We start from the raw sequence: 8,957 nt of genomic DNA on the forward strand, positions 1-8,957 counted from the left end.
CTAAGAGCGCATTTACTGCCTTGCTCGGCAAAATTACGTCGTTGTCAGTTGGCCTGTTCGCGTTCCATCCGGCTGCTTCGTTTTCCGCCACCTTCTGCTTGGTCCTTACGGCAATAGTGACGGGGTCGTCGCCGACCTCAAGTTTCTTGCCGGGCTCGATGGCGATGTGATCGCCATGTCGTTTGAATGGTTTTCGACCAATCTTATCGCGATGGTGTCCTTCGTGTAACCACTGGGCAAGCTGGCCATCAGATCGATGAAAGGAAACTCCCGAACAAGTGTTTCCCGAGGAGCGATAGACATTTCGTAGGTCCCCTCGCTGAACAAAAAGACATCGCTGTGATTCTTGCTGTCCTGTGAAATGATCTGGCAGAAAAAGGAAAGCTTCCGTCCGTCATCGGAAGTGTTCGTCATCTTGATTACCGCGCGCAAAGGAGCCCACCTCCCGCGTGCTGAGTCAAATTCACCCTGTTTGATCATCCCCTCGATTTCGCAGCCTTCGACGATCGGGGTGGCCGAGGCGCATGGTACTTCCTCCGCTCTAGTTTCGTCGCTTCCCCACGCAGCTGCTGACAAGCACGCGCAAGTAATCGAGCTGATAGTAAGCAGTAGCGCAACGTATCGCTGTCCAACTGTCTTCGTTTTCCGTGTTTTCATTTGGCGATGCTTTCGTCAGCGAAAGTTCAGGAAGGTACTCGCTTATTGAGGCGCGTGGATAAAGGCTCTACCGTAGGCGTTGCCAGCCGCCAAATAACGCACTTCCTAACGGACCAACAGCAGTATTGTTTCAAAGACCTGCTGATCGCCGCATTTGATCTTCGAGAGTGTGCGGGTAATTTTAGCTATGGAAATCAGATTAGCCGAAAAGCCGCAAGTCGGCCATTAGAGGGGCTGCCTCAGCAAGGCTCCGAGGGCTTGCACGACGCTGTCCACAATCCGGTCGGTGCCGAACTCGCTGGCGGCCCGCTCCCGCACACTTTGGCGATCCATCGCTTGGGCTTGCTCAATGGCCTCCATGAATACCTCCAGAGCCTGCACGTCCGCGTCCGATTCCGCACAGTGCGCTCCGGGAGGCAGTCGGTCTAGCCAACTCGCTTCGGTGCCTTCCACCTCCTGCGGTTCGCTGGATATTTCCGAGCTAGCGGGTGGTCCAACCTCGGCGCCTGAGAAAAACCGCAAGTTCGCTTCGGTGAATCGCACCTCTGCGTGTTGGACTCTCTCGCTCTCGTGTTTTGCAAGGGTGCATTCGAGGCAATTATCGCGTCGCTCGTGGTCAATCAGATCGCCGGGCGCTGGGATAGTTTTCCAAGACGCGCTTTTCGTGCTGCTTGACGATCTCGGCATATTCGGGCTGGTCTGCGACGCTGATCGTCTCTTCCGGATCAGTCCGATGGTCATAGAGTTCACGCCACACGATCGTGGTCTCTTTGCCGGGAGCGCGCGCGCGCCACTCGACATAGCGATAGTCCCGCGTCCGAACGGAATAAGCCATCACGTTGTCTTTCCTTCGATTCACGGGCCGGATCTGACTGAACGCGGCCGGCTTTCCATTCGACTTTCCGGCAAGCACCGGAATGAAGCTTTTTCCTTGGACAAAGCCCGGCGTCTTCAATCCGGCGAACTCGCACAAGGTTGGATAGATGTCGACCGACTCGACGATGGCGTTCGTCGATCCGGTGAAAGCCTGCTGCCCGGGCAAACGAACGATCAGCGGGCTTCGCATCGCCTGTTCGAACTGCGTGTGCTTGGCCCAGCGACCGTGGTCGCCCAGATGAAATCCGTGATCGCTCCAGATCACGACGGCGGTATTCTCGGCCAGGCCATTCTTTTCCAATGCGCCGAGAACGCGGCCGATCTGGGCATCGATGAAACTGACGCACGCGTAATAGGCGTGAATCATCCGACGGGTCTCGGTGTCGTTCACGCCGTCGTCGCCGGAAAACAATTTCCCGTCGGGACCACCGTAGGACGCGATTTCCGACCAGTGATACATGTAATCCGCGGCACCCGCCGGCAGACTGACCGGGTCGATCGTCTTGATGTCCTCAGGCGAATAAAGCTCCCAGTATTTCTGAGGGGCCACGAACGGCAGATGAGGCTTGAAAAAACCTCCCGCAATGAAGAACGGGCGATTCTTGTTGGCTTGGAGAGCTTGAATCACTCGGTCGGCGGTTTGGAAATCGTTGTGCTTGGAATCGGGGCCGTCGTAAATCTCATACGCGGGACGCCACCGCTTCTCTTTACCGGTGATGTATTCGAAGTCGACATAGCACGTCCAATTGAGCTTCCACGGCGTTTCGCTCCATCCATAACCCTTACCGATTCCTTTACCGTGATAGACCTTGCCGAAACTCAGCGTGGTGTAGCCGTTGTCTCGGAAATACCTGGGCATCGTGGGATGTGTGTCAGGGCGTTTGGAGATTTGCCAGGAACTGCCGATTTCGTAGATCCCCGTCGAATCCGGTCGCAAGCCTCCCAGCATTGAAGCGCGTGACGGACCACACACCGGCCACTGGATGTAGTGGCGTGTGAACACGGTCGCCGTTTCGGCCAGTTTGTCGAGATTCGGCGTCTTCGCGGCTCCGCCGTAGCACCCCATCACCGTGCGCAAGTCGTCGACACAGAGCAGAAGAACGTTTTTGTTCTTCAGACTATCGGCATTCCCCCGCAGTGGAAGCAGTGCAATCGCGATTGCACAACAGGCAAGAAATCTTTTCCCCATCGAATTTCCGCTTACAGGGTTAGAGTCGTTCTTTGTTTTTCGTCGCGCAGTTGGTCGTTCAATTTCATGAGATGCTTCACTCGTGCGGCTTGTTCGGGAGCATTGATCCGATTGCCGGACTCCTCTTCCAACGGATTCTCCTTCAGATTGAAGAGTGCGATCGGCTTGCGAATCTGCCCGTTCCGTTGATTCGTCTGGATGATGAGCTTCCAATCGTTTTCGATGATCGCGGTGCACACGCCATGTTTGCCACGCCCCTGAGTCACCATCACATCGTGGCCTTTCGCACCGGGAACACCGGTCATCAGCGGCAGCAGATTCAGTGAATCCATCGCGTCGGTTTCGCCGAGTTTCCGTCCGGTCAGTGCCGCCAAGGTTGCTAACATATCCTGCGCCATCACGGGTTGGGTGGAAACGGTTCCCGGACGGATTTTTCCCGGCCAGATGGCGATGAACGGCACACGAGAACCACCTTCGTAAATCGAACCCTTGTCCTCACGCAGCCCGGCGGTGGAGTCGTGTCCCGCGGAAATAGTTTCTTTCACACCGTTGTTTCCAGCCATGCCGCCATTGTCGGACGTCACGACAATCAGCGTGTTTTCGTAGACACCACGCGCTTTCAAGGCACGAATCAGCATTCCCAGTTGAATGTCGAATTCGTTGACCATGTCGAGATGCTTCGATGGCGTTGTGCCCGCCACAGGCTTGCCATCGAGTTGATCGTGCGGCGTGTGCGGGTGATGTACCGCCTGGGAGCAGTAATAGATAAAAAACGGTCTGTAATCAGAACGACGAGTGATAAAATCGACAGCCTTTTGCGCCAGAATTGGTCCAACTCGGCGGGAATCCCAGGCCGAATCGCCTCTCCCTGGCTGTTTGCCCAGCTGACTCCCTTTGGGGACACCTCGCCACGTCAGATTCGTGATCACCGAATCGTTTGAAAGTGGCATCCACTTTTCGTTTTCATAAAAGGCATACGGGACATTCTGGATGCCGGCAGGAAGAGCCACCGAATAATTGAATCCAAGATCGGAAGGACCTCCGCGAACAACGCGGGTCAAATCCACAGCGCCTTTGCCGTATTCATTCCCAGTGTAGATTTCATTCGATCCCTCAGCATTCCACTGTAAACCGAATCCCCACTTGCCGAAGAAAGCCGTCGTGTAACCGGCCCGCTGCATGACGCGACCAAGCGTCATCTGCTCAGCAGGGATTCTGTTGGGTTCAAATGCTCCCCAGATTCCCCACGGTTTGTGGCTGCGATAATTGTAGTTGCCGGTCATCACGGCCCAGCGCGTTGGTGCGCAGAGTGCCGCCGGCGTCCTCGCATTTTCAAAGGTCAGCCCGTCTTGAATCAAACCGTTCAATGTGGGCGTGGAAATCAAGGCGTCCCGCTTGGAAAAGCGTTCCTGAAACACCTCGATGTCGCCGGGACCGATGTCGTCCGCCAAAACGAATACCACATTCGGCCTGGCGTCCTCAGCCGCATTTGTAACCGATGACCAACCCGAATACAGGAGCGGCAGTAGGGATAGACAGTTCCCGGCGAGGAACATCAAAACAGTTTTCTGGAATTGAAACATTGATGTTACCGGTCTTTCTTTCCGAAACTTCCGCTGGTACCAGGTTGTGTGAGGGAAATCCTGAACACCACCGGCCACTCGTCATTTTCGAACACGCCTTCCTTGGGGGGAGCGATTTGAATTCCCTGGTCGGTACGCTTCCAGGTTACCTTCTGCTGGCTACCAAGGAGTTCGATCTTCTTGACTGTGACATTGCCGGCCGGCCCCTGCTTTGAAAATGTCGTCAAAAATGTGGGCTCCCGCGGAAAGCTCAATCGAAATGCATAAACCGTACTGCCCTCCTTGCTGCGCGTGTAGCGGATGTCTCCTTCAAAGATGAGGGCCACTCCCATCTTCACCCGCTCGGGGTCGTCGTAAACGATGCCCTTGAGATTATTTTCTTTGAACTGGAATGATTTTCCGGGTTCCGTTTCTCCATAAACCAGCCACGGTCGGGTTCTGTAAAGCCCCTCGCCAACGACCGTCGTCCACTTCGCCATGTCTTTGAGGTAGGCGATCTCGCTGTCGGGAATGGAGCCGTCGGCTTTCAGCCCCAGGTTCAAGAGCATGTTTCCGTTCTTGCTGACGACATCGACGATCTTCCTGAACAGCACCCGCGATGGAGTGACAAACTGGCCCGGCCGATAGAACCAACCGGCAATGTTGGCATGTGTCTGCCATTTGTACGGCGCGATACCCAGCAGGTTGCCGGCTTCATAGTCGGGCACGGCCTCGTCCTTGTACAAGGACTCCCGTTTGAACGTAATCACCGGCTCGTAGCCGTTCTTCAAACCGGAATTGTAGGTGCGTGCCACAATGCGTCGGAATGCGTCCTGGATGACGTAACTGTTCGTGTTGCAGTAGATATCCGCCGTGCCGCCGTCGACAAAGATGTAATCCGGATGGAACGAGTCGACCAGTTCACCGAGCGTATCTTCCCATTTCTGCACAGCCTCCGGTTTGGGCAGTCCGCCTTTCGCGAGACCCTCGCCGTAGAGCTCGACGTACTGCGGATCGCTCACATCGTATCCGGGCGTCTTGGGGAAGTACCAGGAATGCCGGCAGACATGAGTCGACACACCGACTTTCATATTCCGCTTTCGGGCGGCATCGATCACCATCCGCACGGTGTCTTTCTTCGGCCCCATGTTCGCGGCATTGTAGGTGTCGATGACCTTGGAATCCCACATCGCGAAACCATCGTGATGGACGGCTTGGGGAGCGATGTATTTGACGCCGGCTTCGTCGAGCAGCCGGACCATCTCTTCCGGATCGAATCGTTCACCTGTCATCAGCGGAATGAGGTCTTTGTAGCTGAATTCTTTCTGGTCCCCATACCAGCGACGCTGAAGAATCGACGCGGCGTTCTGTTCGGCTTCCGGTTTGCCAGGGGATGGGTACATCGTCGCGCCCCATTGCCCGGGCGGGTTGCGTTTTGCGGTGCCGGCATGTTTCCCCTGTTGCCGGCAGAAGGCGAGCACGTCCGCGTTGAAGTGGTCTCCGATCACGGATTGCGGCCCCCAGTGGTAAAAGAAACCGATCTTGGCGTCCTCGTACCATTGGGGCACTTGGTATCGCGAAAGAGATTTTCGAGTGGGTTTGAACTCAGGCTCCCCTGCACGCGCTTCGACGCCCAGAAACATTCCCGTCAACACAGCAGACCAAAGACACTGGTGTGCATGTATCATGAAATTACCGGTCCTTCTTTCCGAGATAAGGTGTTGCATCCCAGGCGGGTATGAAGTCCTCAAAATTCAACGCATTCGGGTCTTTCATCCTGAAGCCGCCTAACGATTTCCAGATTTTGTAGTTCTTCAGGTAGACCGACGTGAATTTCTCGACAAAATCCGGATTGCGAAACGGATCCAGAGTCTGCTCCTGCCAGCGCTTCAATTGATTGCGCAAGCGTTGTTCTACAGCGGCATGTTCGGGCTCACCCCAAAGATCGTGGAGTTCGTTTGGATCGTTTTGCAAGTCGTACAGTTCGAACGCCGGAGGAACTTCACAACGGTGGGCGAGTTGTCGCGCCAATGAGTCGGCCGGTAGTTCGCCGAGTCGTTTGTTGAGGCTGAAGACAGCTGTTTTTCCATCGATGAATCGCTGACGTTTGCCATCGCCGAAGACGTTTTGGATCAGCTTCCAACGCCCGTCCGTCACCGTGCGAGTCGGCCAGTACTGGTGCAGCCCGGTCGTATGGGCCACGAAGGCCGAATACAGATGCTTGCGAGGTGAAGGCTGGCCTTTGAGTACCGGAACGATCGAATGACCCGGCAGATGCTCCGGGATTTCCAACCCGGCGGCCTCCACAAACGTGGGGTAAAGATCGACGAACGAGACCAGGGCGTCGGATCGCGATCCCGGTTCCTTCAGATGCCCCGGCCAGCTCACGATAAACGGGACGCGCAAGCCGTTTTCATAAGCGGTCGTCTTGCCGCGCAAAAGATGCGATGGACCGTGATCGGCGGAAAAGACAACGAGCGTATTCTCGGCGTGACCGTATTCCTTCAGCAGTCCCAGGATTTGCCCGACGTACCAGTCCACACGTTGAATCGCCTCGTAATATTCAGCCACCGTCTCCCGAAGCGCCCCCGTTGGCTGGAGCGAATCCCCCCAACCTGGCACGGCCGTCACGCGCGACCGATTCACGTCGGGATACGGCCAATCGGGTTCTCCCTTTCCAATAAAATGCGGGCGGTTCCAGACATGGTGCGTGTCCGGCGTCTGGGCTTGAAAGTAAAACGGTTGGCCGTCTTTCAGCTGGTCCAGAAAGTACTGGAAATTGTCCACGGAAAAACTGGCCAGCGGCGGGTTGTCTTTCGCCTTGGGAGCCATCTTCCCTTTCAAGCCCATCAGCCAGTTCTCGGTGTACTTTGGATGGAAGTCGAAGCGAACGGGTTTCGTTTTGTAATGGCTGCTTTCCACGCCGTCCTTGTAAGTGATCCCCGTAGCGTACCCGGCGGCTTTGAGATCGGCCACAAACGTGGGGATGCCTTCGCGATAATGGAATCCATGCTGATTAACAAATCCCATGATCCCGTTCTGGTGCGGATACATCCCGCTGAAGATCGTCCCGCGCGAGGCTGCACAGGTGGCGGCGGTAACGTGAACCCGTTCGAAAACGATGCCGTCGGCCGCCAGTTGATCGAGATGCGGAGTGGCCACCGTGTGATCGCCGTAGGCCGGAATCTGCACGCCCAAGTCTTCCATGTGAATGAACAGGATGTTCGGCCGGCTTTCCGCCGAAGCCGTCGCACCCAGCCATGTAATCGCCAGAAAGGTAAAAACATATCTCATCGAACAAACCATTCCGCAAAGCTAGTCAGTCCCATCGGTGGGAGCCGTCATGTCAAACTGTCGTCCTCGACGCGATTGGCCATGGGAATTATGTGATTATGCCCGCAAACCCGAATCGATGCGAACGGTCTCATTCCAAAGCCGTGCCATAAGACACGGCCACAAGAGGATCTTGAGGACCTGTCTTCGGAGATACGGAGAGGGCTTGGGACATTAAGCACAACGGCACTTTGCGTGCCGAGGTGATTGATCGGTGGACACTGAAAACACGCCATTCGGCGAAAGCCGAGACTTTTGGGAGTCTGATGAATCATCCGGCGAGAAATGGCAGCCTCTGCTTTGATCTGGAGGGAAAAACCGTCGTGACCGCTCGCGCGGTTCTCGTACGGCGTCAATTGCCAGACTTGGCGACTCTATCCGTCATCCGAGACGCTACCATGGCCAAAGAACCGAAGATCCCCTTGCTCAACAGCCAGCCTGCTCGCGTAAAGTCGGCAATGTTGACGGAGGAAGAGCCTCGGCGCTGTGGCAACGTTGGCCGTGGAAACCTCCTGCAAATGCGCGAGCTAGTGCCGGCATGTCATCGCTAAAGTTGATCGTCCGACACCTGGACCTCCGCGAGGCGCGGTGCCCGGATGGCAAAAGAACTACCCGAATCGGCAAAACAGACAAAGTTTTCCTAGACTGCCTGACGATAAGAACCGATACGATGTGCCGCAATTTCTGTCTCTTTGCCGAGAAGTGCTGTGTTGGTTTGCCGTCCCGTCGTCCCAGTTCTGTGCCTTCTCCTTGCGCCGCAGTTGCTGTTGGCTCAGTCATCACAGCCGCTGCCGACGGTCGGAGCCGGTGCGTACCAAGAGTTCACGCCCCAGGCGCCAGGTGAAGCGTGGAGTCAGCTTCAGGGCATCCATCGGCGGCTAGAAGCATTGGAGGCCGAGAACGCTCAACTTCGTCGTATGGTAATGCAGCCTGAGCATCCAATTCTTTCCCCATCAATCGCTTCCCGAACAACAGTTGAGCCGGCGGGCTACCAGCAACCGTTCAGTAAATGCGGTTGTGATAAGGCCGGGTGTGATGGCCGATGTGGCTCGTGTCCGGACTGCGGCAAGCCTACTTGCGAAGGCTTACCGCATCTATGTGGCGTCTGTCTGGACAAACTCTCGTGGAACAAAGCGAGCGGGTGGCGGATCGTGCCATTTGGTCGTTTGAGGGGTGAGGCGATCTACTCGACGGCTCCGCAGACAGGCGACGCGGTCATCGCGTTCCTGAACCCGAATAATCCCGGCATAACGGAAGATCAAGCAACGGTTCACGCGAAACAGTCTCAGCTCAACTTCGCGCTTACAGGCCCCAACTTGGGTGATCATGAGGTCAGCGGC

Annotated in this window: 7 protein-coding genes; 1 reads left to right on the plus strand and 6 read right to left on the minus strand. The window is 55.9% G+C overall.

Annotated elements, in window-relative coordinates:
* Positions 1-882 precede the first annotated feature (882 nt).
* From ACWVCN_RS06185 to ACWVCN_RS06205, 5 genes are all read right to left on the minus strand, one after another.
* Complete coding sequence (locus ACWVCN_RS06185; protein WP_455244687.1) at positions 883-1,110, minus strand: hypothetical protein; 228 nt, start codon at positions 1,108-1,110, stop codon at positions 883-885.
* A gap of 163 nt (positions 1,111-1,273) precedes the next feature.
* On the minus strand, positions 1,274-2,722 hold the full coding sequence (locus ACWVCN_RS06190) for a sulfatase (protein ID WP_455244688.1): 1,449 nt from the start codon (positions 2,720-2,722) through the stop codon (positions 1,274-1,276).
* A gap of 11 nt (positions 2,723-2,733) precedes the next feature.
* Entirely contained in the window at positions 2,734-4,305 is a 1,572-nt protein-coding gene (locus tag ACWVCN_RS06195; protein ID WP_455244689.1) for a sulfatase family protein, read from the minus strand.
* Between the two features lie 5 nt (positions 4,306-4,310).
* Positions 4,311-5,972 (minus strand): alpha-L-fucosidase, encoded by a 1,662-nt coding sequence (locus ACWVCN_RS06200; protein WP_455244690.1) that lies wholly within the window; start codon positions 5,970-5,972, stop codon positions 4,311-4,313.
* A gap of 4 nt (positions 5,973-5,976) precedes the next feature.
* Positions 5,977-7,578: a sulfatase family protein gene (locus tag ACWVCN_RS06205; RefSeq protein ID WP_455244691.1), complete on the minus strand. Its 1,602-nt coding sequence runs from the start codon at positions 7,576-7,578 to the stop codon at positions 5,977-5,979.
* Positions 7,579-7,883: 305 nt separating this feature from the next.
* Between ACWVCN_RS06205 and ACWVCN_RS06210 the strand changes: the two genes are divergently transcribed.
* Positions 7,884-8,168 (plus strand): hypothetical protein, encoded by a 285-nt coding sequence (locus tag ACWVCN_RS06210; RefSeq protein WP_455244692.1) that lies wholly within the window; start codon positions 7,884-7,886, stop codon positions 8,166-8,168.
* 543 nt (positions 8,169-8,711) lie between these two features.
* Here the strand turns inward: ACWVCN_RS06210 and ACWVCN_RS06215 are convergent.
* Positions 8,712-8,957, minus strand: a 246-nt coding sequence (locus ACWVCN_RS06215) for a hypothetical protein (protein ID WP_455244693.1), incomplete at its 5' end; no start/stop codon positions are given.

Source organism: Petrachloros mirabilis, assembly GCF_975968855.1.

Coding starts and splice junctions, on each gene's coding strand:
- ACWVCN_RS06190 (WP_455244688.1), bottom strand. CDS start 2,722: ATGGGGAAAAGATTTCTTGCCTGTTGTGCAATCGCGATTGCACTGCTT.
- ACWVCN_RS06195 (WP_455244689.1), bottom strand. CDS start 4,305: ATGTTTCAATTCCAGAAAACTGTTTTGATGTTCCTCGCCGGGAACTGT.
- ACWVCN_RS06200 (WP_455244690.1), bottom strand. CDS start 5,972: ATGATACATGCACACCAGTGTCTTTGGTCTGCTGTGTTGACGGGAATG.
- ACWVCN_RS06205 (WP_455244691.1), bottom strand. CDS start 7,578: ATGAGATATGTTTTTACCTTTCTGGCGATTACATGGCTGGGTGCGACG.
- ACWVCN_RS06210 (WP_455244692.1), top strand. CDS start 7,884: ATGAATCATCCGGCGAGAAATGGCAGCCTCTGCTTTGATCTGGAGGGA.